The 22,760-nt window shown below is 60.2% G+C and carries 23 protein-coding genes; 13 read left to right on the top strand and 10 right to left on the bottom strand.

Features of this window, described 5'->3' with window-relative positions:
- The first annotated feature begins 17 nt into the window (after positions 1 to 17).
- From rsgA to KDW95_RS21435, 6 genes are all read left to right on the top strand, one after another.
- Positions 18 to 1,052 (top strand): small ribosomal subunit biogenesis GTPase RsgA, encoded by a 1,035-nt coding sequence (rsgA, locus tag KDW95_RS21460; RefSeq protein WP_255853809.1) that lies wholly within the window; start codon positions 18 to 20, stop codon positions 1,050 to 1,052.
- A gap of 15 nt (positions 1,053 to 1,067) precedes the next feature.
- On the top strand, positions 1,068 to 2,702 hold the full coding sequence (locus KDW95_RS21455; protein WP_255853808.1) for an HDOD domain-containing protein: 1,635 nt from the start codon (positions 1,068 to 1,070) through the stop codon (positions 2,700 to 2,702).
- A gap of 111 nt (positions 2,703 to 2,813) precedes the next feature.
- A complete protein-coding gene (locus tag KDW95_RS21450; protein ID WP_255853807.1) occupies positions 2,814 to 3,629 on the top strand; it encodes a sulfurtransferase in 816 nt (271 codons plus the stop codon).
- Positions 3,630 to 3,659: 30 nt separating this feature from the next.
- Positions 3,660 to 4,550 (top strand): archaetidylserine decarboxylase, encoded by an 891-nt coding sequence (gene asd, locus KDW95_RS21445; RefSeq protein WP_255853806.1) that lies wholly within the window; start codon positions 3,660 to 3,662, stop codon positions 4,548 to 4,550.
- Positions 4,543 to 5,574, top strand: coding sequence for a CAF17-like 4Fe-4S cluster assembly/insertion protein YgfZ (gene ygfZ, locus KDW95_RS21440; protein ID WP_255853805.1), 1,032 nt, complete (start codon positions 4,543 to 4,545; stop codon positions 5,572 to 5,574). The genes asd and ygfZ overlap by 8 nt, the downstream gene beginning before the upstream one ends.
- Before the next feature lie 288 nt (positions 5,575 to 5,862).
- Positions 5,863 to 6,072, top strand: coding sequence for a hypothetical protein (locus KDW95_RS21435; protein WP_255853804.1), 210 nt, complete (start codon positions 5,863 to 5,865; stop codon positions 6,070 to 6,072).
- A 167-nt stretch (positions 6,073 to 6,239) separates the two neighbouring features.
- On the opposite strand, the gene KDW95_RS21430 is transcribed toward KDW95_RS21435, so the two are convergent.
- The 6 genes from KDW95_RS21430 to KDW95_RS21405 form a co-directional block, all read right to left on the bottom strand.
- Positions 6,240 to 7,232 (bottom strand): squalene/phytoene synthase family protein, encoded by a 993-nt coding sequence (locus tag KDW95_RS21430; protein WP_255853803.1) that lies wholly within the window; start codon positions 7,230 to 7,232, stop codon positions 6,240 to 6,242.
- A gap of 237 nt (positions 7,233 to 7,469) precedes the next feature.
- Positions 7,470 to 7,784 (bottom strand): hypothetical protein, encoded by a 315-nt coding sequence (locus tag KDW95_RS21425; RefSeq protein ID WP_255853802.1) that lies wholly within the window; start codon positions 7,782 to 7,784, stop codon positions 7,470 to 7,472.
- Positions 7,785 to 7,789: 5 nt separating this feature from the next.
- Positions 7,790 to 8,164 (bottom strand): PH domain-containing protein, encoded by a 375-nt coding sequence (locus KDW95_RS21420; protein WP_255853801.1) that lies wholly within the window; start codon positions 8,162 to 8,164, stop codon positions 7,790 to 7,792.
- Positions 8,165 to 8,392: 228 nt separating this feature from the next.
- Entirely contained in the window at positions 8,393 to 8,812 is a 420-nt protein-coding gene (locus KDW95_RS21415; protein ID WP_255853800.1) for an NINE protein, read from the bottom strand.
- A 61-nt stretch (positions 8,813 to 8,873) separates the two neighbouring features.
- A complete protein-coding gene (locus KDW95_RS21410) occupies positions 8,874 to 10,244 on the bottom strand; it encodes a sigma-54-dependent transcriptional regulator (protein ID WP_255853799.1) in 1,371 nt (456 codons plus the stop codon).
- Positions 10,241 to 12,118 carry a sensor histidine kinase gene (locus KDW95_RS21405; protein ID WP_255853798.1) on the bottom strand — a complete coding sequence of 626 codons (1,878 nt, stop codon included), beginning with the start codon at positions 12,116 to 12,118 and terminating at the stop codon, positions 10,241 to 10,243. The genes KDW95_RS21410 and KDW95_RS21405 overlap by 4 nt, the downstream gene beginning before the upstream one ends.
- Positions 12,119 to 12,422: 304 nt before the next feature.
- Between KDW95_RS21405 and KDW95_RS21400 the strand changes: the two genes are divergently transcribed.
- The 4 genes from KDW95_RS21400 (at position 12,423) to KDW95_RS21385 (ending at position 16,042) form a co-directional block, all read left to right on the top strand.
- Positions 12,423 to 13,829, top strand: coding sequence for a cytochrome ubiquinol oxidase subunit I (locus KDW95_RS21400; RefSeq protein ID WP_255853797.1), 1,407 nt, complete (start codon positions 12,423 to 12,425; stop codon positions 13,827 to 13,829).
- On the top strand, positions 13,829 to 14,824 hold the full coding sequence (gene cydB / locus KDW95_RS21395; RefSeq protein ID WP_255853796.1) for a cytochrome d ubiquinol oxidase subunit II: 996 nt from the start codon (positions 13,829 to 13,831) through the stop codon (positions 14,822 to 14,824). Before KDW95_RS21400 ends, cydB begins: the two co-directional genes overlap by 1 nt.
- A gap of 157 nt (positions 14,825 to 14,981) precedes the next feature.
- Positions 14,982 to 15,137: a hypothetical protein gene (locus tag KDW95_RS21390; protein ID WP_255853795.1), complete on the top strand. Its 156-nt coding sequence runs from the start codon at positions 14,982 to 14,984 to the stop codon at positions 15,135 to 15,137.
- Between the two features lie 215 nt (positions 15,138 to 15,352).
- Positions 15,353 to 16,042 (top strand): GntR family transcriptional regulator, encoded by a 690-nt coding sequence (locus KDW95_RS21385; protein WP_255853794.1) that lies wholly within the window; start codon positions 15,353 to 15,355, stop codon positions 16,040 to 16,042.
- A 145-nt stretch (positions 16,043 to 16,187) separates the two neighbouring features.
- On the opposite strand, the gene KDW95_RS21380 is transcribed toward KDW95_RS21385, so the two are convergent.
- Positions 16,188 to 16,436 carry a hypothetical protein gene (locus tag KDW95_RS21380; protein WP_255853793.1) on the bottom strand — a complete coding sequence of 83 codons (249 nt, stop codon included), beginning with the start codon at positions 16,434 to 16,436 and terminating at the stop codon, positions 16,188 to 16,190.
- A gap of 543 nt (positions 16,437 to 16,979) precedes the next feature.
- Between KDW95_RS21380 and alaC the strand changes: the two genes are divergently transcribed.
- Positions 16,980 to 18,245, top strand: a complete 1,266-nt coding sequence (alaC, locus tag KDW95_RS21375) for an alanine transaminase (RefSeq protein ID WP_255853792.1) — start codon at positions 16,980 to 16,982, stop codon at positions 18,243 to 18,245.
- A 45-nt stretch (positions 18,246 to 18,290) separates the two neighbouring features.
- On the opposite strand, the gene KDW95_RS21370 is transcribed toward alaC, so the two are convergent.
- Positions 18,291 to 18,485, bottom strand: a complete 195-nt coding sequence (locus tag KDW95_RS21370; protein WP_255853791.1) for a DUF2986 domain-containing protein — start codon at positions 18,483 to 18,485, stop codon at positions 18,291 to 18,293.
- A gap of 189 nt (positions 18,486 to 18,674) precedes the next feature.
- Between KDW95_RS21370 and earP the strand changes: the two genes are divergently transcribed.
- Entirely contained in the window at positions 18,675 to 19,844 is a 1,170-nt protein-coding gene (gene earP / locus KDW95_RS21365) for an elongation factor P maturation arginine rhamnosyltransferase EarP (RefSeq protein WP_255853790.1), read from the top strand.
- Between the two features lie 45 nt (positions 19,845 to 19,889).
- On the top strand, positions 19,890 to 20,462 hold the full coding sequence (locus tag KDW95_RS21360; protein WP_255853789.1) for an elongation factor P: 573 nt from the start codon (positions 19,890 to 19,892) through the stop codon (positions 20,460 to 20,462).
- A 577-nt stretch (positions 20,463 to 21,039) separates the two neighbouring features.
- Here the strand turns inward: KDW95_RS21360 and KDW95_RS21355 are convergent.
- Both KDW95_RS21355 and KDW95_RS21350 read right to left on the bottom strand, forming a co-directional pair.
- Entirely contained in the window at positions 21,040 to 21,798 is a 759-nt protein-coding gene (locus tag KDW95_RS21355; RefSeq protein WP_255853788.1) for an alpha-ketoglutarate-dependent dioxygenase AlkB family protein, read from the bottom strand.
- Positions 21,799 to 21,842: 44 nt separating this feature from the next.
- Entirely contained in the window at positions 21,843 to 22,667 is an 825-nt protein-coding gene (locus KDW95_RS21350) for a hypothetical protein (RefSeq protein WP_255853786.1), read from the bottom strand.
- Positions 22,668 to 22,760: the final 93 nt, after the last annotated feature.

Here is a 22,760-nt window from a genome sequence, read left to right as displayed (position 1 = left end):
GCGCAGCCGGGAGATTGATGTCTAAGCGCAAACTGACCCGCCGCCAGTCCTGGCGGGTAGAAAAGATTCAGCAGGAACGCACCGCCCGCGCCTCAAAACGTGACAATGCCGTGGACGAGCAGCTCGAAGGGGGCGATCTGGGACAGGAGCAGCACGGCCTGATCATTTCCCATTTTGGTCGCCAGGTAGACGTCGAAGGCCTGGATGGCGACCAGGCCGGCATTATCACCCGCTGTCACATGCGCACCAACCTCGGCCAGCTGGTCACGGGGGATCGCATTATCTGGCGCGCCGGTACCGAAGGTGGCGTCGTGGTGGCCCAGCTGCCACGCCAGACCGAGCTGGTACGTCCCAACCCCCAGGGCGAACTGCGCCCCGTCGCGGCCAATATCGACTTTATCGTTGTCACCATCGCGGTGGAACCCACGCCCTTTGCCAACCTGATCGACCGCTACCTGGTGGCCTCGGAGCTCAGCGGCATCGAACCTGTCATTCTGCTCAACAAGTCCGACCTGCTAACCGACGGCAACCGCGACGAACTGCAGGGGATGCTCGAGAATTACCGGCGTATCGGTTACAAGGTGCTGACCACCTCGGCCAACGGCGAGGATGCCCTGACCGAACTCAAGACCCTACTCAACGGCCGCGTCAGCGTCTTTGTGGGCCAGTCGGGCGTTGGCAAGTCATCCCTGATCAACAGCCTGCTGCCGGGGGTCGACATCCGCGTTGGCGAACTGTCCGTCCAAACCCGCAAGGGACGCCACACCACCACCACCGCGCGACTGTTCCACTTCCCCGATGGCGGCGACCTTATCGACTCCCCCGGCATCCGCGAATTTGGCCTCTGGCACCTGGAGCCTGAACGCCTGATTGAAGGCTTTCGCGAGTTTCATCCTTACCTGGGCCATTGTCGCTTTCGCGATTGCCGTCACGAACAGGAGCCGGGCTGCGCCATCAAGGATGCAATCGAACAGAATGAAATCAGCGCGTCCCGGGTACGCAGCTTCCAGCATATCCGCCAGACCTTGCTGGCACCCGACAGCAGTCACTGATCACAGGGGCTCCCGATGCACGACCCGTCCAGCGAGAACGCAGACCAAAGCCTCCAGGCCGACGCCCCCCTGAATGGCGCCCAGGCCTGGACGGCCTACCTGGCCGGGCGGCCGCTGCCGACTCGCCACTCCAGCCTGCAGCGCCTGAAACGGGAAACCGCCTCCGATGGCGGCACCCTGAAGAGCATTACCGCGGCGATCAAGGCAGACCCCGTGCTGTGCGTGCATGTGGTGCGCCAGGCCCAGGCACTGCATGCCAGCAAGGGGTCCGATGTCACCGGCATCGATCATGCCATTGGATCGCTCGGAATGGAGCGCCTCGGTCAGCTGGCCGCCGACTGCCAGGCTCTGCGCCTGCACCCTGGTTGCGGCGCCGAGCTGCAGTATTTCCACGCCGTCGCCAGCAGTCACCACGCCGCAACCCAGTGCGCCCAGTGGCTGCGGGTGCGTCATGCCACCTACGCCGAAAAAGGCTGGGTCGCGGCCCTGTGCTATGGCCTTGGTAACTGGTCCCTGTGGCGCCATGCGCCGCTGCACATGGACCGTATCAATCGCCGCATCCTCGACGCAGGCCTGGACCCCATCGAAGCCCAGACAGAAACCCTCGGCTGCAGCATCCAGCAGATTTCATCCGGCCTGGCCCAGGCATGGCAGCTCCCCCCACTGGTGCTGGCGGCACTGGATGACGACACTTCGCCCTCAGGCCGCACCCTTGACAGGCTGCACCAGCGCAGCCTGAGCGACCCTCACCTCAGCAGAGACGAGTTACGCAGTCTCAGCCATTTGCTGCAGCAGCATTTTTTCCCGGTCAAGCTGGCCAACTGGCTGGTCGAGACCACCCAGTTCGGCTGGGGTACGACCCGGGCGCGCAGCATGTATGACATCGTCAACGACTTCCTGGGCAAGGAGCTGCACGACACCAGCGCACTGATCCACCAGAACTGTGCCCTGGCCGCCCAGCAATACCACGTGCCCGGCACCCTGGCGCCTGCCGCCGAGATGCTCTTCACGGGCGCCGGCCAGCCGTCTCACCGGACCCTGGACGATGCCGAACTGCAGCGTTACAGCGGCGCCTTTCCTGAACCGCCCCCGCTACCGGAGCCACCTGTGGCCGCTGTGCGGCAGCCTGCGACTTTCGCCGATGCACAAGCCTACCAGCAGATCAGCAATCGCCTGCAGCAGGGCTACAGCCTCTATACCCGCCCCGCCCATATCCTGCAGGGACTGCTGCTCGGGCTGTCCCAGGGGCTGGGACTGCAACGGCTGGCACTGCAGCTGGTGCGCTCGAAACAGCAACTCAAGACCGCCCAGGTCATTGGCATTGACGACGACGACCCCATTACCGAGTTGCAAGCCGACCTCGACAGTTCCGTGCTGCTCAAGCAACTCTGTAGCCGGCCCGGCTGCATCTGGCTCAGCACCAGCACCCGGCCCCGCCTGCTGCCCATGCTGCCCCCCGCCTACCGCCAGGCCCTGGGCCAGCAAGATAGCCTGATGATGTGCATCTTTGCCCACGACAAGCCGGTGGCCCTGGTCTACGGCGACCTCGGCAGCCCTCAGGCCGAACTGGAGAGCTTTCACCGCGACCAGTTCCGGGCCCTGTGTGCCGCGGCAAGCCAGGCACTGGATCGCATGCTGAGCCAGACCTGAGGCCGGGACTCTGGCCCACAGTGGGTGGCAGATGCCAATTTTTGAGCCCGGCATGTAAAATCCACACGAAACCTATATCATCGCCAATCCCCAGCGTTTACGGAGGCTCGGATGACCCCTCTCCCACTCGTGATCGATGCATCCCAACTGGCGCCACACCTGGACGACCCTTCACTGCTGGTGCTCGACCTGTCCAGGCCCGAGACCTACCTGCAGGGGCACATTCCCCACGCCCTGCATGTGGACCCGGCCCTGTTGCTGTGCGGTACCGCACCGATACCCAACAAGCTGCCCAGTGCCGAGCAGCTCAGCGCGCTCTTTTCGAGCCTGGGCCTGACCCCCGAGCGCCATGTGGTGGTGTATGACGACCAGATGGGCGCCCTGGCCGGACGCATGGTCTGGACCCTGCACTGCGTAGGCCACCAGCGGGTTTCCTTTCTCAATGGCCACCTGCGGGCCTGGGTCGAGGCGGGCCAGGCACTTGAGCACAGCCCCAACCGCCCCAGCGCGAGCACCTTCGAGGCCCGGATTGACCGCTCCCTGGTGGCCGATGTGGAACTTATACTCACCCACCTGGCGGACACCAGCCTGCGCATCTGGGATGCCCGTACCGAAGCGGAATACCGCGGCGAAAAAATCGTCAATGCCAAGAAAGGCGGTCATATCCCCGGCGCGCGCTGGTTCGAGTGGACCGATTGCCTGATCAGCCCCAGTGACACCCGCCTGCGCCCCAAATCGGAACTGCTCAGCACGCTGCGGGACCGGGGGATCACGCCCGAGCACCAGATCATCACCCACTGCCAGACCCACCGTCGTTCCGGCCTGACCTACCTGGTGGCCAGGCACCTGGGCTTTGGGCAGGTGCGCTGCTATGACGGTTCCTGGTTTGAATGGGGCAACCGCGACGACACCCCGACAGAATCCTGAGATTTCACCCCTTATAAGGACGTTTCAACGTTGAAAGACAAGCTGTTTATCCTGCTGCAACACCTGCTGCCACAGCACCTGCTGTCACGTCTGACCGGCGCCCTGGCGGAATGCCGCACGCCCTGGGTCAAGAACACCTTTATTGGCTGGTTCGCCAGGCGTTACGGCGTCAACATGCAGGAAGCGCAGATCGAAGACCTGCGCGCCTACCCCAATTTCAACGCATTCTTTACCCGTGCACTGAAACCCGGCGTCCGTGAGCTGGACAGCACCCCAGGCGGCATTATCAGCCCCGCGGACGGCGCCATCAGCCAGCTTGGCGCTATCGACCATGGCCGGATCTTTCAGGCCAAGGGACGCGGCTACGGCCTCAGCACCCTGCTCGGTGGCGACATGGCCATGGCCGAACCCTTTAAAAACGGTCAGTTCGCCACCATCTATTTAGCACCCAGGGATTATCACCGCGTGCACATGCCCATCGCCGGCACCCTGCGTGAAACCCTGTATATTCCGGGCGATCTGTACTCGGTGAACCAGACCACGGCGGCCAATGTGGATCAGCTGTTTGCCCGTAACGAACGCCTGGTGGCAATTTTTGATACCCAGGCCGGCCCCATGGCCATGATCCTGGTCGGCGCCATGGTTGTGGCTGGCATCGAGACGGTCTGGGCGGGCCAGGTGGCTCCGGTACTGAAAAAGCCGCTGCACACCCGTTTCGACGCCCAACCCGCGGCGGACATCCACCTCGAGCAGGGGGCCGAGATGGGCCGCTTCAAGCTCGGCTCCACGGTAATCCTGCTGTTTGGCCCAGAAGCCATGCAGTGGAGCCAGGGGCTCGGTGCCGAACAGGGGCTGCGCCTGGGTCAGTTGATCGGCAGCCAGAGCGCGCCTGAACTACAAGAGACCGAAACCGATGAGTGAATGGCTGGATAAAATCAGCGCCCTGGGCGCAACCCTCAACGACAGCGGCGATCGCATCGTCCATGTCTCGGACCGGGAATCCGAAACCCGACTCACCCCGCTGCTGCACCAGGGCATCTTCAGCGTGCAGGGTCCAGACGCTGAGAAATTCCTCCAGGGTCAGCTGAGCTGCGACATGAAGGACGTCAGCACCCTGGGCAGCCGCCTGGGTGCGCACTGCAATATCAAGGGCCACATGCACAGCCTGCTGCGCGTGATGCGAATACAGGACGGTTTCTGGCTGCGCGGCCAGCGCGAGCTGCTGCCGGGCGCCCAGGCGCTGCTGAAAAAGTACATGCTGTTCTCCAAGGCCCAGTCCACCGATCTTGGCGACGACATCGTCGGGCTCGGCTGCAGCGGCCCGGGCGCAGCCGTGCTGGTCGAAAAGGTGCTGGGACAGGTGCCGAGCGAAGTCGACGGCATCTATGCCAGTGAAGGCATCCTGGCGGTGCGGGTACCGGGAAAGCGCTTTGAAATCTGGTTGCCCCGGGATCAGGCGCTGGCACTGCTGCCGGAGCTTATCGAATTCGCCCCGCTGGGTACCACCGATGCCTGGGAGCTGGCCGAAATTCGTGCCGCCATACCGGACTTGCGCAGCGAAACCGTCGAAGGCTTCATCCCCCAGATGACCAACCTGCAGGCACTGCACGGCGTCAGCTTTACCAAGGGCTGCTACACCGGACAGGAAATCGTGACCCGCCTGCAGCACCGTGGCCAGCTCAAGCGCCCGATGTACCGCGCCACGGTGAACAGCGACAACCGACCGGCCCCCGGCACCGCCCTGTACAGCGCCGACAAGGACAATGTCGGCAAGGTCGTACTGGCGGCCCCCAGCGGCGAGGGCCAGTTCGAGCTGCTGGCCGTCATCGTCAAGGAACTGGCCGAGACCACCCCGATCCTGCTGGGCAACCAGGGCGGCCCCGCCCTGACACTGCAAGAGCTGCCTTACCAGCTCGACCCCGAGCTGTTTCAAAGCAAGCGCTAAGCTTATCTAGCCCTGCCATTTACGGATCAGGCGGCCTCCCCGCTGCCTGGTCCGGCGCCGTTATTGCCGCACCGCCAGCGCGTTAAACCCTCCTGCCGCGCCACGGGCTACAGTCCCGTTCAGTGACAAAAAAACACCTTTCCAGTTACATAACAACCACATGGCTGCACCTGAACACTTAACAGTGAATTAAATTCACCATAGTGGTTAAAAGTTGTCGTTTGTTGCAGTGCGGAAAAATACCTATTATGGCTCCATACAAAGACGCACCAGCCCAAGGAGTCACCCATGAGCCACAACATCGAAAACCCTACCCTGACTGAACTGCTCGAGCGCATTGACCTGTCCAGCATGAGCGACGTTGAAGTGGTTCGCCTGCGCGCCGAAGCGGCCCGTGCTGAATTCATCTCCAACGCCCTGCACAGCCTGATTGGCAAGATCAAGTCACTGTTCAGTGATCGCAAGACCACCGCTGCAGCGGGTGTCAGCCACGCCTGATCAGGCGCTGGCTCACCCCTGAGCAAGACCGCAATACCCTGCTTTCACCGCCCTGCCAGCAAGCGGGCATCGGCCACCGGTTTCTGCCACAGCCAGTGGCAACCGCCGCAATGCGGCAGCGGCTTCACAGTCGCGATCCCCGGTTTCGGCTGTACAGACTGGACTGTCTAGGCGCTCAGATACTTTCGCAGAAAGGCGACATTGCGCCGGAAATAGGCATCCAGGATAAAGTCGAAGCGTGAAAACGCCATCACGAAAAAGAAGATGAAGCGCACCCGCTTGCGGGATATCTTCACCTTTTTCCTGTGGCCCAGAGCAGACCGGTCCTTGTTGATCTGTTTCAGCGTTGCTACGGCAAAGAACAGCGGCAGCAGGCAAAAGCCCCGTACCGTGCACTCCTTGCGCGGAATATGTCGCACATACTCGAACGAATCCACGATGTAATCCAGGCAACGGCGCGACATTTCCCGCAGCGGCGCCTGATCGTCTGCCCTCTGATCCACACAGGAGTCTGGCCAGAAAACAATGCCACGCGCACTGTCGGTCGCGTAGTCGTTGATGATATTCACGTACTGCAAGGCCAGGCCAAAGGCCACGGCATTATTCTGCAACTGCACCAGCGCCCCGGCTGGAATATCCATTTCCTCGGAAAAGACCGCGGTCAGCAGCTCGCCCACAACGCCTGCGACGTAATAGCAGTAGTCATCCAGCTGGCTGAAATTCTCGATCGACTCGCCCCTTCCCTCCAGCTTGACGCAATACCGCAGCATGCCATCGGCCATGATAAACACATGCTTTTTCAGTATGTCGCGGATATTGCGGGGAAAGGCGTCGTACTCACCGAGTACCCGCTGAAAGTTAAGCGCCAGCTCGCGCTCGTCGTCGCTGCTGTCGAGCGATGCCACAAAGTGTTGCCAGCCCGCCTCGGGGACGCCTGCAGTCAGCGAATCCTTGAACAGCGCAAAGCCCTGGGCCTTGGCATCCACACCCAGGGCGGGGTCATCTTCGATGGTATCGGCAATACGGCACAGCAGGTAGGCCACACAGACATAGTCCCTGATGGGGTTGCGCAGCGCGACGGTATTAACATAGAAGCTGCGCGAAACCTTCCTTAAAGCCTGGTAGCAGAAGTCTCGCGCCGGTGAGTTCTTGTTTTTCATATAACGCTGAGTTACCTACAGATCGACGACGGCTGCGGATGGGGCCTGTGTCCTGTCCGTGCACTGGACAATGGGGGTACAAACGCCTCCATACGGGCCCTGTGAGTCTACCGGCTTCGGCATTTGCTGTCCAAATCCGGCGCAGAAAACCCTACGTCAGACAATCACTTGCGCGCGCCCGGCGGGAAACCGGGCGAGAGCAGAAACGGCAGAACAGGGAAAGCGGCAACTGGCGGGTCAGAAAATCCACGCCAGCATGAGCCAGATCACCACGAAGAAACTGGCAAAGCCTGCCAGCATAAACTGAATCTCGCCGATAAAGCCGTCACCGGCGGCGATGGCGAACACCACCATCAGGGCGATGGTGACGAAAAAGGAAATGACCGCCGCATCCTTGAGGCCAAGGCCGGGCTCCAGGCTGACACGGCTGATTTCCGCCAGCTGGGGCAACAGCAATAGCCCCGCGCCCAGCAGCAGAACCAGCAGCACGACAATCGCGATCGCCAGGGTGCGGGCTGCGCGCTTGTCCCTTGAATCCGAATCGCCGGCCATGGTTCTCAGGCTTCCTGCCGTGCTTTGATCAGTTCACGCAGACGGTGCGGGTCCGGCAGGCCGGCCACTTCCATTTCGGCTTCGTCGCCGGCGGTGTAGATGGCAATCTTGCCAACGCCGAAAATACGATTGAAGAACGACTGGTAAACATTCACGGTGCGCACACTGCTCAGGGCAAGCTCGGTACGGTCCTTGCTCAGCAGGCCGCGCTCCAGCACCAGGTCATTGCCCACCAGCTCCAGCTGGGTGGATTTGCACTTGAGGTACCAGGCCAGCAGGATAATGATGCCGACCCCGACCGGGATCAGCAGAATCGACAACAGAAAGCCCAGCGGGTTGTTTTTGAACATCGCCGGATGTTCTGAATACTTGACGTCCATCAGGTCTCTTTCCCTTTTACAGCGACCCGGCCCCGTGCCCGATCCTATGCGCAGCTTCGCAGATGCGTTGTTGCGAAGCAACGCTCCCGGCCTCGCGGCCAGGCGAAGCGCCGATTGTCACCAGTGGCCTCTGAACCTGCCATTAATCGAATGCCGGGCTCCAGGGGTGAGGAGCAAGGAGCAAGCAAAAAGGGGCAAGGGGCAGGGAGAAAGGTGAAAGGTGAAAACTCAGCGTCCACCCGCCAGCGATGACTGGCTGTTAACTTCGCTGACCTGGTCATTCAGGGTCCAGAAATCGTAAATCACGCCGATCAGCAGCAAACCGCCGGTAAGCAGGTAGACCAGGCCACTGAGCCACTTGCCCATGTAAAACCGGTGCAGACCGAAAATGCCCAGGAAAGTCAGCAGGATCCAGGCGATATTGTAGTTGGTGTCACCGTTGCGGTAACGGATGTCTGCGCTGCGATCCATGGAGGGAATCAGGAACAGGTCCACAATCCAGCCGATCAGGAACAGCCCCAGGGTGAAGAAGTACAGGGTGCCGCTCACCGGGCGGCCGAAATAGAAGCGGTGCGCCCCCATGAAGCCGAAGATCCACAGGATGTAACCCATCAGTTTGCTGTGGCTGTTGGTCGAAATGGCACTCATGGGGTTATCCCTTTGCGTTCGTTTAATGTAAGCAGGCTGCTGCACAGCGCGGCCAGGGCCGCTAAAGCCCGTAGCGCTCTATTTTCTTTAACAACCCCTGGCGAGACAACCCCAGCGTGGCGGCGGCATGGGTGCGGTTGTCATCATGACGGCGCAGCGCCTCGCGAATCAGCCGGATTTCCAGCGCCCGCACCTGTTCATCCAGGGGGGCATCGGATGCCGGTACCGCGGCACCCGCCTGCTGCACACCGGGGTGCAGCAGCGCCACATCGTCCAGCGTTACCCGCCCGCCGCGACTCAGGGCACAGATGCTTTCGAGCGTGTTGCGCAGTTCCCTCACATTGCCGGGCCAGTGCCTGCGAATCAGCCAGTCGAGCACGGCGGGATCCAGCAGCAGCTCGGGTGCCCCGCTATCGGTGGCCTGCTGTTGCAGGAAGTGGCGCACCAGCAGGGCCACATCCTCGGTACGCTCGTTCAGGGGCGCCGTTTCGATGGTCACCCCCTTGATGCGGTAGTACAGGTCTTCGCGAAACTCGCCCCGCGCCACCCTGTCGGGCAGGTTGGCATTGGTGGCCGAGACAACCCGCACATTGATCTGCTGCTGGCTGCGCCCGCCCACCGGATAGAAGGTGCCTTCCTGCAGCACTCGCAGCAGCTTGACCTGCATCGGCAACGGCATCTCGCCGATTTCATCCAGGAACAGGGTACCGCCATCGGCCAGCTTCAGCAGGCCGTCACGGTCACGGTCCGCACCGGTAAAGGCTCCGCGCACATGCCCAAACAGCTCGCTTTCCAGCAGGTCCGCCGGAATGGCGCCGCAGTGCACCGAAATAAAGGGCCCGCCGGCACGCAGACTCAGGTCGTGCAGCGCCCGGGAGATGACCTCCTTGCCGGTGCCCGAAGGCCCGGTCACCAGCACCCGCGCGTCGGTGGGGGCGATCCGTTCCACCAGCGCACGGATGGCGGTCATGGACGGCGAACTGCCGATCAGCCTGGCCAGCGGCGAAGCCTCCCGCGGCGCCTGTTTGAGTTGCTGCAACTCGCGGCTCAGCTGATGCTTGGTCACCGCCCGCTTGACCACCACCGCCAGCATGTCCGGGTCCAGCGGTTTGGCGAGGAAGTCCCAGGCGCCCTGGGCGATCGCCTCCAGCGCCAGGGTGCGGTCCCCATGGCCGGTCATGATGATCACCGGCCGGTCGGCGAACTCCGGCAGTGCCGCCAGGGTATCGGCGGGATCAAACTGTGGCGGCAACGACAGGTCCAGCAGCAGCAGGTCCGGGTCAAACGCCTGCAGCAGGCTGCGGGCCTCGTCCAGGCTGGCACCGCCGCGCACCTCGTAACCGGCATTGCCGAGCCACTGTTCGCACAGCGACCGAAAGGCGGGTTCATCGTCGATCAGCAGAATGCGGGGCTTGTTGACGGCGTCGCTCATGCTGCGGCCTCCTCGGGGAAATTCAGTTCAAAGGTGACCGGCCAGCCCAGATCCTCGCGCAGACTGACGCTGCCACCGTGTGCATCCATGATGCGGCGCACGATGGCCAGCCCCAGGCCGCTACCGCCGGCGCGACGGCTCACGAAAGGATGGAACAGGGTGGCGTGCAGGGCGGCATCGATGGCCGGGCCATTGTTGTGGATGCGAATCAGGCGGCCCGTGGCGTCACAATCGATACGGATCAGGCTGCCGGGCTGGTTGCGCACGAAGCTCAGGGCATTTTCAATCAGGTTGGTAAACACCTGCTGCAGCCGGTGCGGGTCGGCAGTAAGCAGCAGCCCGGCCGGGATATCGCTGTCGAAGCGGGTTTGCTGCCAGTCGAACAGCCCCGCCATGCTGTCGACCATGGCCGGCAGCAGCACCGGCTGGCGGTGCAACTCCAGCCGGCCGGAATACAGCAGCAGGTCCGAAATCTGCCGATCGGCGCGCGCAAGCTGGCCCTGTATCAGGCTGCGCCGCTCTGCCGGCAGGTCCGCCGTGGCCATGGAGATCACGTTCAGGGGATTGCGTAGCTCATGGGCCATCACCGCCGACAGGCTGCCCAGCTCCACCAGGTGCTCACTGGCCAGGCGGCGGCGCTCGGCCTCGGCCAGCTGCAGGGAGCGCTCCAGCAGGCCACAGCTGGTGGACAGCAGGGACCCGAACACCTCGCCGGTCAGGCGCAGGCCGGGCTTGAGGTCCTCCCAGCCCTGCAGACGAAAGCGCCAGCCCCGGGCCTGGTGCTGGCACAGGATGCTGAGTTCACCCTCACAGTACAGCGGCAGGCCTGCGCCCTCGTGCTGCAGCTGGATATGCACGCGCTGACGCACCTGGGCGGAGATCAGCTCGACGGCCCGGGCCTGCAAGCCCTGCCAGCTTTCCTCCTGCTTTAGCTGGTTCAGCCAGCGTTCCAGCAGGGACTCGTCCAGCCGCATGCCGGGATAGATCAGCAGTCCCGACAGGGTTGTCAGCGGGCCGCGCAACGACAGGGCCACCGCCACCGCCAGCAGTGCGCAGAGCCACAGCTGCCATAACGGCACCGCGGCAAGCTGGACCAGCCCAAAGTGGGCGGACAAGGCCCCCAGCAGCGCCATCACGCCCAGCAGCACCAGCATCAGCACCAGCCAGGGCAAGGTACGCTTGGCGAAGTCGTTGGCCTCCAGAATCTGGTAGCGCACCACGCCGTACACCAGCAGCACCACGTAGCTGGGCAGCAGCAACATCGGGTAGGGGTACCAGTCGAACCCCAGCGACGGAAAGATAAAACTGGTGGCCAGCAGCAGCCCCCAGGCACCGGCACCGAACATCGCCACGATGGAGCGGCGCAGGTTGCCCCGGTGTACGCTCAGGCCCCACACCAGCACCAGATGCGCCAGCACCCCAACCACCACGGTGTAGGCAATATTGACCCAGCCCAGGCCCCGAAACACGAAGAAGTCACTGAAGGGCCCCAGCGCGACCACGGTGCCCCCGGGGCCATCCCAGCTGAGCAGAATCACCGCCACGCTGGCGCTGTAGATCGCCACGATATGCTGGCTCAGCCACAGCAGCCAGGCCGGCGCGCGGGACTGCTGTGGCCGTACAAAGCGCAGCGCGAAATGCAGGAAGAAGGTCGGCATCAGCGGATTGGCCAGGATCAGCAGCACACCGGCCAGGTGCCAGCCTTGCTGAATCGCGATATGCCCGGCGCACCAGAGCGCCATCATCAGACCAAAGCCCGCCAGCGCCTGCAGACTGCGCCTTTTGCGCGCCTGCAGCAGCAGCCAGCCCGACACCAGCAGGGCGCAACCGCTGGTCACCAGCATCATGAGTTCGAACGCGATTATCCAGTTCATCAGCCGTCAACACCGTTTACAGACAAGGGACATCAACTGTCCACAAGGTTTACACCTGGGCGCAATAATCCCCCCTCGATTGACCGAAATCAAGGTGTTCAGCCCTTTCTTGATGTTGGCATGGGTTCTGCATCAGGTTCTGCATGAGTACCGACATCAAGTGATGCCTAACAATCGACTGCCGGAGAGACACCCATGAACCTGCCCGCCCTGATGACCGAGTTTCTGATGTTTGCCGCCGTTCTCGGCATTGCCTGCGCGCCGGCCCTGATGCAGCATCTGCGCACGCGTACAGGACGCAGCCATGGAGCTTGATGCCGCCCTGCTGTCGCGGCTGCAGTTCGCGTTCACCGTCAGCTTTCATATCCTGTTCCCGTCCGTGACCATTGGTCTGGCGACCTTTATCGCCATCTGGGAAGGGCTCTGGCTGAAAACCCGTAACCCGGTCTACCTGCAGCTGGCCAAGTTCTGGATCAAGCCCTTCGCCATTACCTTTGGCATGGGGGTGGTGTCCGGCATCGTGCTGTCCTACGAGTTCGGAACCAACTTCTCCGAGTTTTCCCGTATCGTCGGCCCGGTACTGGGGCCCTTGATGGCCTACGAGGTGCTGACCGCCTTCTTCCTGGAAGCCGGTTTTCTCGGGGTCATGCTGTTCGGCTGGCAGCGGGTCAGTGAAAAAATGCACTTCTTCGCCACCTGCGTCGTCGCCCTGGGGACCTGGATCTCGGCCTTCTGGATCATCGCCGCCAACTCCTGGATGCAGACCCCGGCGGGCCATGAAATCGTCGATGGCGTGTTTCAGGTCTCCAGCTGGATGGAGGTGATTTTCAACCCGTCCATGCCCTACCGCCTGGCGCACATGCTGCTGGCGGCGCTGATCACCGGCACCTTCGTCGTGGCCGGTGTCTGCGCCTGGTACCTGCTGCGGCGCCAGCACCAGCCCATGGCACGCAAGGGTTTTTCGATGGCGCTCTGGTTCGCCCTGGTACTGGCACCGCTGCAGGCCTTTGTCGGTGACCTGCACGGCCTGAACGTGAAGGAGTACCAGCCCATCAAGCTGGCGGCCATGGAAGGGATCTGGCCGGAAACGGAAGCCGGTGCGCCGCTGCTGCTGTTTGCCCTGCCCAGCCGGCAGGACGAAACCAACCACTTCGAGATCGCCATACCCAAGCTCGCCAGCCTGATCCTGACCCACGAGCTGGATGGCGAACTGCAGGGACTCAAGTCCGTGCCGCCGGAAGATCGCCCCCCCGTGGCGGTGGTGTTTTTCAGCTTCCGCATCATGGTGGGCCTGGGTGTGCTGATGATCGCCGTGGCGCTCTATGGCCTCTGGCTGCGCCGGGGCGAACGCCTGTACAGCTCGAAACTGCTGCTGCGCGCCTGCACCCTGCTGACACCCGCCGGGGTACTGGCCACGCTGGCGGGCTGGTACGTGGTGGAAGTCGGGCGCCAGCCCTGGCTGGTGACAGGCCTGGTACGCACCATGGAAGTAGTGTCACCGCTGCCGGCCGAACGGGTGTTGTTCTCCCTGAGCCTGTTCGTGATCACCTATACCCTGCTGCTGGGCGTGTATCTGTATTTCATGCGCAAGCTGATCCGCAAGGGGCCGCCGGACTTCGCCGCCCTGCCGGAACAGCTGATCGGTACCCATGCACCGGGCTATGCCCTGGCCTGGGTCAAACAGCTTGATGTTCACGAGAAGGTGCACTGATGGAACTGGCTTTTTTCTACTTCCTGCTGCTGGGCTTTGCCATCCTCATGTACGTGATACTGGACGGTTTCGACCTGGGACTGGGTATCCTCTACCCCTGGTTCGACGACGAACCCCAGCGTGATCACATGATGCGTTCCATCTCCCATGTCTGGGACGGCAACGAGACCTGGCTGGTGTTCGGCGGCGTAATCCTGTTTGGCGCCTTCCCGCTGGCCTACGCCACCATTCTCTCGACCCTCTATGTGCCCATCATGATCATGCTGATCGCACTGATCTTTCGCGGTGTGGCCTTTGAGTACCGCTTCAAAGCCCACCGCTCCAAACCCTGGTGGGACAAGGCCTTTGCCATCGGTTCCACCGTGGCGGCCTTTTGCCAGGGCCTGATGCTGGGTGCGCTGGTCCAGGGTGTGGATAGCGATGCCATCGACGGCTCCAGTCTCGACTGGCTCTCGCCCTTCGCCGTGCTGACGGCCTTCTCGGTCATGGCCGGCTACGCCCTGCTGGCCTGCTGCTACCTGAGCATGAAAAGCCGTGGCCTGATCCGCGCCCGCGCCGCCCGCCTGGGCCGGCGCCTGGTGGTGGCGGTGCTGGTTGCCATGGCACTGGTGAGCCTCTGGACCCTGGTAGAAGCGCCGGAAATTCGCGCCCGCTGGTTCGATGGCTACCACCTGCTGCTGCTGAGCCCGTTGCCACTGCTGAGCCTGGCTGCCGGCTGGCTGCTGTTCCATGACCTGGGAGACAAGCAACATGAGCAGCGACCCTTCTTTCTTGCCGTGGCGCTGTTCGTACTCGCCTTCGCCGGCCTGGTGGTGGGCCTGTTTCCCTACCTGGTGCCGCGCCAGCTCACCTTCTGGCAAAGCCAGGCACCGGTTTCGAGCCTGAAATTCATGCTGCCCGGCGTGCTGATCTTCGTACCCCTGATCTGCGCCTATACATTCTGGGGCTACCGCATTTTCAGCGGCAAGGTGGAGGATTTCGAGGAGGGCTACTAAGCCGGATCAGCGTTTCACTGTTATCACCCTGGCTTGCCGTGCGACATACTCTGGCTAAGCACCCGCCAGCCCCCTACGCCTGGGCTGGCGGTTTTTTTCCCGCTGCAATCAACGCACAGGCAAGGCCGTGCAGTCACATCACCTGGAGGTCCACCCGATGAACACCCCGAGCCCTGACACCCAGAGCCCGTCGCCGGCCCGCCAGCAACCCGCTTCGAGCTGGCGTGGTTTTGCCCTGTGTTACGGTGCGGGTCTGGCGCTGCTGCTGGTCACCAGCGGTGTCATCAAGCTCGCCTTCGCGGCCCTGGGCTAAGACCCCGCAGCCTCCTCACCGCGCCCTCACCCCTGCCTTTGAACTTCCTGCTGCCCGATCCCCCTGATCACGCTGTTTTCCCGCACCGAAGCCGTTATAATTATGCATTCCTGATACCGGCTGACAGCGCAAGTCTGCGCTGCCCGATACCGTGGCCCCTGGCAGACAGCGTCCCGCCATAGTCCCGGGACAGATCAAAACAAGAGATGGCTGACATGACCACGAGTAACCTGACCCGCAAGAAGACGTCGATGAAACGGCGCTCGCTGCACGAAGAAATTTCCGACCACCTGCGTTCGATGATCATCGAGGGCGAGCTGCCCGAAGGCGATCGTATCGACGAAAGCGCCCTGTGCGAACAGCTGGAGATCTCCCGCACGCCACTGCGTGAAGCCCTCAAGGTCCTGCACTCCGAAGGCCTGGTCTCCATCGAACCCAACCGCGGCGCCCGGGTAGCGGTACTGACACCGGAAGAATTTGCCGAGCTGTTCGAGCTGATCGGCGGGCTGGAGCGCATGGCGGCGGAACTGGCGGCCCTGCGCGCCACCGACAGCGAACTGAAGAAACTGGCGCAGATGCAAAGCCGCCTCGAATCCCTCTACAGCGAAGGCGATCGCCACAACTACTTCGAGCTCAACCAGGATATCCATCGCATGATCATTGCGATGTCCCGCAACAGCACCCTCACCAGCCTGCACGAGCAGCTACTGATGCGCGCCAGCCGCGGCCGCTACATGGCCATCGGTACGGAGGATCGCTGGGAAGAGTCGGTGCAGGAACACCAGGCACTGCTCGATGCACTGAAGGCGAAAGACAGCGAAAAAGCCGGTGAAATCATGCTGGAACATGTGCGCCACACCGGTGACTGCGCGGTGAACGCACTGAAACAGAAGAAGGCGGTGTAACGACTGCGCGCTCTACCCGGCGCTGCGGGATAGCGACGAGCACCCGGGTGCCTTTATGCCACGGACGCGGAACATCCTGCTGCCGTTGCAGCCCTGGCAGGCGCTGGCAAAACTGCCTGCCAGGCAGGCACAAAAACCTCCCAGGCTAGACCTTCAGCCGGGATCCCCTGACCACAGCGCCGGTTCTGCGACTCAGCCGTCTGTCGCGCACCGCCGTTACCTTGTCCTGGATTACTGCGGGACTGGCAGCGGTATCGACCGCACCCAGGGTGCTCATGGCCGTTTCTGCCTTGCAGACATAGCGCGGCTTGCTAAGGGAACTGATGCGGGCGCCGGCCTTGCCGGGCCGGCCACTGGCACGCAGGGCGGGACTGTTGATTTTGCGTCTGCTCATAATGAATCAGTAAAGTCAGAAGATAAAGACAGGCAAATGTAAGTTCTAAACGCCAAAAACTCAAGTAAACATCTGTCTATTTTTCAATCTGATTGCACTTGCCTCCGGCTGTCTCGGGTCAGTGCCGTGCCAGTCATTGCCCAGGATGCCCGGCTGCCAGGCCCTGGCGCGGCGAAGACCTGTCTTAAAGTCGAAAGCCTGCAGACGACAGCGGCCGGCGGCACCCCGGGCGCACTCATCCGGGTGGGGCCATCGCCACTGTCGTGCAGGGGTTTGAACATCCGCGGCAACGCGCTCAAGACCGCAATAATAATGGCCGCCATAAAGCGCACCATAAAGCGCAAGAGGCTATGCACGGCCGCGCTGCGACCTGCCACTGGCGGCGTCGGCGCACCTTTCTGTGCCGCTTCCCAGGCGGCGAGAATTTATCTGCAGGCGGGGCTAGGCAGGCGCAGAATGCCGGTATAGGCTAGCCTCACGATCACCCTCAGGTGATCCGCGTCGCTCGGACGGTTCCGGGCGCTTACGTGCAAAGAGACTGCCATGACCCAGGATACATCCGTACCACCGGTGCACCATTTTACCCGCATCGAACGCCTGCCCCCTTACGTGTTCAATATCACCGCCGAACTCAAGATGGCGGCACGCCGCCGCGGCGAAGACATCATCGACTTCAGCATGGGCAACCCCGATGGCCCAACACCGCCGCATATCGTGGAAAAGCTCTGTACCGTGGCCAAGCGTGAAAACACCCACGGCTACTCCACCTCCCGGGGCATCCCGCGGCTGCGCCGGGCGATATCGCGCTGGTACGCCGAGCGCTACCAGGTGGAGATCGATCCTGAAGAGGAAGCGATCGTCACCATCGGCTCGAAAGAAGGCCTGGCGCACCTGATGCTGGCGACCGTCGATCATGGCGATACGGTGCTGGTGCCCAACCCCAGTTACCCGATCCATATCTACGGCGCGGTGATCGCCGGCGCCCAGGTACGCTCCGTACCGCTGATCCCCGGCGTCGATTTCTTCGTCGAACTGGAGCGGGCGATCCGGGAAAGCATTCCCAAGCCCAAGATGATCATCCTCGGTTTCCCGTCCAACCCCACGGCCCAGTGTGTCGAGCTGGACTTTTTCGAGCGGGTGGTGGCGCTGGCGCGCCAGTACGGCGTGCTGGTGGTGCACGACCTGGCCTATGCCGATATCGTCTACGACGGCTGGAAGGCACCCTCGATCATGCAGGTACCGGGCGCCAAGGACATCGCGGTGGAATTCTTCACGCTTTCCAAGAGCTACAACATGGCCGGCTGGCGAATCGGTTTCATGGTCGGCAACCGCGAGCTGGTGAATGCGCTGGGGCGCATCAAGAGCTATCACGATTACGGCACCTTCACCCCGCTGCAGGTGGCCGCGATCGAAGCGCTGGAAGGCGATCAGCAATGCGTGCTCGATATCGCCGAGCAATATCGGCTGCGCCGCAATGCCCTGGTGAAGGGACTGCATGAGGCGGGCTGGATGGTGGATATTCCCAAGGCATCGATGTACGTCTGGGCCCGGATACCCGAACCCTACCGTGCCCTGGGATCACTCGAATTTGCCAAGAAACTGCTGAGCGATGCCAAGGTCTGCGTCTCGCCCGGCATTGGCTTTGGTGACTACGGTGACGACTATGTGCGCTTCGCCCTGATCGAGAACCAGAACCGCATCCGCCAGGCGGTGCGGGGCATCAAGTCCATGCTGCGTGCCGATGGGCTGATCCAGCCTGTGGCGACAGCGCCCGCCAGCCCTGGCACCAAACAGCCCGCCAACAGCTAGGCCGGCTCTGCGGCCAGGGGTGCGCCCGCTGGCCCGGCGGCGCCGCTAGGATTCTGCCGGGGTTTGTACTTCAGCCGAATCGCTGGCGTCGGCACTCAAACTGGCGCCGGTGTCCTGGCTGCCAGCCTCGGCCCGCTGGGCCTTGGAGATGTAGCGCGGCTTGTGGCCGGGGTTCAGTTTGGCGTTGGCCTTCTTGGCTTTCTTGCTGAGGATCTGGTTGATTTTCTTGCGTCGGTTCATGCGAAATCGGGTCTTTCCAGGTAGTAAGGAGGCGCAATGTAAGGCCTGTACACAAAATATACAAGCCAGGCAGGCACTGCCCCCGATAAACAGCCACTGGTGCCCGCCCCCTGACGGCCTGACGCCAGCCGCAAAAGGCCGCTGCCAGTGGGCACAAGGGCCATCCTTAACAAGCTTCAGAGGTCCGGCATGGCCATTCGCTGGGATATATTTTGCAGCGTGATCGACAACTTCGGTGACATCGGCGTCAGCTGGCGCCTGGCGCGGCAGCTGGTGGCCGAGCACGGGCAGGATGTGCGCCTCTGGGTTGATGACCTCGACAGCTTCTGTCGCCTGTGCCCCCAGGCCAGCCCCCAGGCTGCCCAGCAGTGCCTGGACGGCGTGGCCATACACCACTGGCCCCGCGACTGGCAGCCGGTCGCTGCGGCGGATGTGGTGATCGAGGCCTTCGCCTGTACGCTGCCAGAGCGCTATATAGAGGCGATGGCCCGGCGGCCGCGGCCCTCCCTGTGGCTGAACCTGGAATACCTCAGTGCCGAAGACTGGGTGGGCGGCTGCCACGGCCTGCCCTCGCTGCAGCCCAAAGGCCTGCAAAAGTTCTTCTTCTTTCCGGGCTTTACCCGGGATACCGGTGGCCTGGTGCGCGAAGCCGGTTTGATACAGCAGCGCCGGTGTTTTCAATCAGGCGCCGGCGAGAAAGAGCGCTTTTTAAAAACCCTTGGCATAACACCAGAAAAAAACAGCCGGCGGGTTTCGCTCTTTGCCTATGAAAACAAAAACCTTTTTAACTGGCTCGATGCCATGGCCGGCAGTAATACCCCCACCCTGCTGCTGGTACCCGAGGGCAGCATTATTGCCAAACTGCAAGAATGGCTCGCCATAAAGCAATTATCGATAGGGGATATTCAGCGCCGTGGCGCCGTAACGCTGCAGGTACTGCCGTTTTTAAGCCAGCCCGATTACGACCGTCTTTTATGGAGCTGTGATTTAAATGCCGTGCGCGGCGAAGATTCCTTTGTGCGCGCCCAGTGGGCCGCCAGACCGCTGCTGTGGCAGATTTACCCGCAGGCGGAAAACGCCCACCTGGACAAGCTGGCAGCCTTCCTGGAGCTTTACTGCCAGGGCCTGAGCCCCGGGGCCTGCAGCGCATTCAAGGCACTCTGGCACAGCTGGAACGGCAGCGCCGCAACCGGCGCCCATGCGCCCGAAAACCCGGCTCAGAACATGGCCCAATGCTGGCAAGACATTCAGCAACACTGGCCCGAACTTGAGGCCCACAGCGCCACCTGGTGCGACACACTTTGTGCCCAGGAAAATATTTCAACGGCCCTAGTGCAGTTTTATCGAAAATGGCTATGATGCGTTTCCTGGATATCTATCTATATTCTCGCTCTGGAAAACCCCATGAAAACCGCACAAGAAATGAAACCCAACAGTGTGGCTCTGATCGACAGCCAGCCCTGGCTGATACAAAAGGCCGAATTTACCAAATCGGGTCGTAACAGCGCCATTGTCAAAATGAAGCTGAAAAACCTGCTGACCGGTTCCTCCACCGAGACCGTGTACAAGGCCGACGATAAAATGGAGCAGGTCATCCTCGATCGCATCGATGTCACCTACTCCTACGCCGCCGATTCGGTTTACGTGTTCATGGACGCAGAGTACAACCAGTACGAACTCAACGCCGAAGACCTCGAAAGCGTGCTGCCGTTCATCGTTGAAGGCATGAACGACACCTGCACCGCCGTCTTCTTTGAAGGCAAGGTCATTTCCGTCGACCTGCCCACCAACATCGTGCGCCAGCTGACCTACACCGAAGGCTCCGCCCGCGGCGACACCTCCGGCAAGGTGATGAAGGTTGCCCGCCTCGCCAACGGCACCGAAATCAAGGTGGCGGACTTCTGCGACACCGACGACTGGATCGAAATCGATACCCGTACCGGCGAGTACAAGTCCCGCGCCAAGGCGCCGGCCTGAGGCAAGGCGCCCTTTGCCACCAAAGAGCCCTGGAAACCCGGCCTGCGTGCCGGGTTTTTTATGGTCTGCTCAAAGGTTTCCCGCCAAAGCCTGCGGTAGGCGTAGGAGTCGCGCCCCGCGACGAAGCCTTTGCGCTTGGACGGGGACTCTTATCTGCCCAAAGGAGGATAAGAGCCGCACTGAAATTTGGTCGCCAGTCCATCGTTGACGGTACCAAGCCTGTGCAGCGGACAGTCCCTGTTGTACCATCCATCAATCCGCCGTCATTCAGTAACCAGGAAATAGACGGTCAGCAGGCATAGCACCGGATGCGCCCTGCAACCAAACACCGCCAGGCGCACCGGCAAACAGAGCCCCGCGCCCGGCATACATGGCAAAGCAGCACCACAATCGTCAGCCGAGCACGGAAGCCAGGCCAGGTGTACATTACCCCACTCCCCTTCCGCACTCCCTGACCCGCGCCCAGCGCCTCTAGCATTCCATAACAATGCGGGCGGTAGCGGGGTTTTTCGGTTTGATCGTGATTCGTTATCTGTTTTGGAAGAAAGTAAAAGACAAGACCTGCCCCTTTGACCTTTTAGGCATTTTCAGCGTGAATACTTCTAAATGTTAAATTAATTCTAGAGCCTTTTACTTTCTTTCGCTTGGGCACGGAGTGTTGCCAGAAATGCTGAGTCTCTCCACGCATGATTAATAACGTACCATGCTTCAATGGGATCACAATTTTTTTTGAGGGGTCGTCATTTCTTCTAAGAACAAAGTCACGAGTTTCACCAAAGTTTACCGAAGCAATGACTGGATTTAAACCTAACTCTTTTTCATCGTCAGCATGCCAGCTCAGGTAATCCTCCCCGTCTCTATACCAATTTAGGAGGACGCTATTGAACGTTGTTTTGGCCACTCTCTCTACTTCATTCTTTATATATACAAGACCTTTATTCCATGGATTTGGTTCAGAATTGATTCCTGAGTAAGTGTAATTATTACCGGAATCACCATACCATGACGTCAATCTTGGCAATGGAATCATTTTCCCATACATTCTTATTTTGTCATGCTTCCACTCAACGTTAAGAAAATTCAGCTTGTTAAGACTTTCGTCTTCGACTTCTCTCCACCTTGTAGACTTCCAGTCTAATGAGTCATTCTCTTGAAAGTACTCCAAGCTTCTATCGCTAATCTTTTTGCTAAAAAATTCCTCAGAAAATATGAAGTCTCCATTTGGAACATGGATGTAAAATACCCCCAAATTTTCATCCCACTCACAAGATGAATCTATATCTTCGGGAATATCAAATGAAGGGGAAATTTCATCTTTGTCTGAAAATAGATCCATTTTAAAACCCCGACTCGCGTTTAAATATAAATTTGAGCAAATACTTATTTCTCAATCAGTACATTATATCGTATAGACTTACGGAATATTGTAGCCCCAACTTTCCCGAAAATCTCATCTGGATAGGTCTCTCCGCAATGGTCTCTTTCTGTTGGTTCTACTATTTTTGGATTTTTCCCACCGACGGCTGAAATGAACTGATCGATCTTCCGAATTACTACATCTTGGGGACGATCATTTATGACTAATAGAGTTTTGTCGGATATGACTTCGGATATATGCTTGGCGACTTTCTCAATATCATTACTGTTAATTTCCGATAGTATATAAGACATCATGATCACATCAAAGGATTTGAAACTCTGTGTATTTATGGGTTTCTGAGTGATATCACGAACAACTTTTTTATACTTATACTCAATACCAGGTGAGTCATATAACTTTATCAGTTCTGGTGAAACATCATCCCAGTCTTCATGTATATCGACACGAAGAAACTTTATTTTATCGATATCGTTATCTTCATCAATATTCCTCAATATCCACTTCTTGAATCCCGCAATATCTGTTCCTGGCCCGCCACCAATTGAGGCCACTTTGATCCTAGATTTTTTTGATAGCTCTTCAGCATAGTCTCGGGGTGTTACTCTAAAAGCGCTATGAACTTCGCTTATATAGGTTGGGGCATATCGAGCCACATAGATCTTTCGCTTTTGAGCGCAAGTATAATCAATATTGACCTGCTCAAAATATGGCTTGCTACAGCACTCTATGCAATCATTGGCCGTAGGGTATTTAACGTCACAAGATTTGTGTGCATCGTAATCTATCTTTTTGTGAAACTTTTTAACTACGTCCATTACTTCCATGTTTAATATCCTAATTTGATTAATTACTCTTTAGTCAGTGCCTAACGTTTAAAGCAACGGCGCAGAATGCGTCCGCTGCCTTTTCTTGTTACA

The sequence above is a fragment of the Marinobacterium rhizophilum genome (assembly GCF_024397915.1).
GTDB lineage: Bacteria > Pseudomonadota > Gammaproteobacteria > Pseudomonadales > Balneatricaceae > Marinobacterium_A > Marinobacterium_A rhizophilum_A.
Note: the sequence above shows the minus strand (reverse complement) of the source record. Positions and strands in the feature narration are given on the sequence as shown.

Bases quoted from the DNA above. Each gene is read 5' to 3' on its own strand.
- rsgA (WP_255853809.1), top strand. From the start codon at position 18: ATGTCTAAGCGCAAACTGACCCGCCGCCAGTCCTGGCGGGTAGAAAAG.
- KDW95_RS21455 (WP_255853808.1), top strand. From the start codon at position 1,068: ATGCACGACCCGTCCAGCGAGAACGCAGACCAAAGCCTCCAGGCCGAC.
- KDW95_RS21450 (WP_255853807.1), top strand. From the start codon at position 2,814: ATGACCCCTCTCCCACTCGTGATCGATGCATCCCAACTGGCGCCACAC.
- ygfZ (WP_255853805.1), top strand. From the start codon at position 4,543: ATGAGTGAATGGCTGGATAAAATCAGCGCCCTGGGCGCAACCCTCAAC.
- KDW95_RS21435 (WP_255853804.1), top strand. From the start codon at position 5,863: ATGAGCCACAACATCGAAAACCCTACCCTGACTGAACTGCTCGAGCGC.
- KDW95_RS21430 (WP_255853803.1), bottom strand. From the start codon at position 7,232: ATGAAAAACAAGAACTCACCGGCGCGAGACTTCTGCTACCAGGCTTTA.
- KDW95_RS21425 (WP_255853802.1), bottom strand. From the start codon at position 7,784: ATGGCCGGCGATTCGGATTCAAGGGACAAGCGCGCAGCCCGCACCCTG.
- KDW95_RS21420 (WP_255853801.1), bottom strand. From the start codon at position 8,164: ATGGACGTCAAGTATTCAGAACATCCGGCGATGTTCAAAAACAACCCG.
- KDW95_RS21415 (WP_255853800.1), bottom strand. From the start codon at position 8,812: ATGAGTGCCATTTCGACCAACAGCCACAGCAAACTGATGGGTTACATC.
- KDW95_RS21410 (WP_255853799.1), bottom strand. From the start codon at position 10,244: ATGAGCGACGCCGTCAACAAGCCCCGCATTCTGCTGATCGACGATGAA.
- KDW95_RS21405 (WP_255853798.1), bottom strand. From the start codon at position 12,118: ATGAACTGGATAATCGCGTTCGAACTCATGATGCTGGTGACCAGCGGT.
- KDW95_RS21400 (WP_255853797.1), top strand. From the start codon at position 12,423: ATGGAGCTTGATGCCGCCCTGCTGTCGCGGCTGCAGTTCGCGTTCACC.
- cydB (WP_255853796.1), top strand. From the start codon at position 13,829: ATGGAACTGGCTTTTTTCTACTTCCTGCTGCTGGGCTTTGCCATCCTC.
- KDW95_RS21390 (WP_255853795.1), top strand. From the start codon at position 14,982: ATGAACACCCCGAGCCCTGACACCCAGAGCCCGTCGCCGGCCCGCCAG.
- KDW95_RS21385 (WP_255853794.1), top strand. From the start codon at position 15,353: ATGACCACGAGTAACCTGACCCGCAAGAAGACGTCGATGAAACGGCGC.
- KDW95_RS21380 (WP_255853793.1), bottom strand. From the start codon at position 16,436: ATGAGCAGACGCAAAATCAACAGTCCCGCCCTGCGTGCCAGTGGCCGG.
- alaC (WP_255853792.1), top strand. From the start codon at position 16,980: ATGACCCAGGATACATCCGTACCACCGGTGCACCATTTTACCCGCATC.
- KDW95_RS21370 (WP_255853791.1), bottom strand. From the start codon at position 18,485: ATGAACCGACGCAAGAAAATCAACCAGATCCTCAGCAAGAAAGCCAAG.
- earP (WP_255853790.1), top strand. From the start codon at position 18,675: ATGGCCATTCGCTGGGATATATTTTGCAGCGTGATCGACAACTTCGGT.
- KDW95_RS21360 (WP_255853789.1), top strand. From the start codon at position 19,890: ATGAAAACCGCACAAGAAATGAAACCCAACAGTGTGGCTCTGATCGAC.
- KDW95_RS21355 (WP_255853788.1), bottom strand. From the start codon at position 21,798: ATGGATCTATTTTCAGACAAAGATGAAATTTCCCCTTCATTTGATATT.
- KDW95_RS21350 (WP_255853786.1), bottom strand. From the start codon at position 22,667: ATGGAAGTAATGGACGTAGTTAAAAAGTTTCACAAAAAGATAGATTAC.